The sequence below is a fragment of the Kitasatospora sp. NPDC056783 genome, assembly GCF_042789895.1.
Lineage (GTDB): Bacteria > Actinomycetota > Actinomycetes > Streptomycetales > Streptomycetaceae > Kitasatospora.
In genome coordinates this window covers 1-538 of record NZ_JBHUAF010000259.1, presented here as the reverse complement: position 1 = coordinate 538, position 538 = coordinate 1, and the positions used below count along the sequence as shown (strand labels likewise).

Sequence of the window (538 nt, the reverse complement as noted above, 5' to 3'; positions counted from 1 at the left end):
GGGGCTGCGCGCGCGGGTCGCCGCGCACCGGGGCGCCCTGGTGCTCGGCCCCGGCCCGGGCGACCCGGCGCTCGCCGACGACCCCAAGATGGCGCTGCTGCGGCCGATCGTCGCGGACGCGCTGGCCGCCGTCCGCTCCGGCGCCCGCACCGCGCCGCTGCTCGCGGTCTGCCTCAGCCACCAGCTGCTGGCCGCCGAACTCGGACTCCCGCTGGGCCGCAAGGCCGTCCCGTACCAGGGGGCGCAGGAGCGCATCGACCTGTTCGGCGACAGGCGGACGGTCGGCTTCTACAACACCTTCACCGCGCGTTGCTCGGAGGACGACGCCGCCCGGCTCGCCACCGAGGGCGTCGAGGTCTCGCGGAACACCGTCAGCGGTGACGTGCACGCGGTGCGCGGGCCCGGCTTCGCCGGCCTCCAGTTCCACCCGGAGTCGGTGCTCACCCGGGACGGCGTGGACATCGTGGCGGGCCTGCTGCGCGAGGCGACGGCCGCGCCGCGCTGAGCCGAGCCGGCCCCGGGCGGGACGCGTCCCGCC

1 protein-coding gene is annotated in these 538 nt (G+C 78.1%); it reads left to right on the top strand.

The annotated features are described in order from the left end of the window. The coding region (locus ACFRMQ_RS28670) for an aminodeoxychorismate/anthranilate synthase component II (RefSeq protein ID WP_380733565.1) at window positions 1-505 on the top strand (505 nt) is incomplete at its 5' end. Window positions 506-538 lie beyond the last annotated feature (33 nt).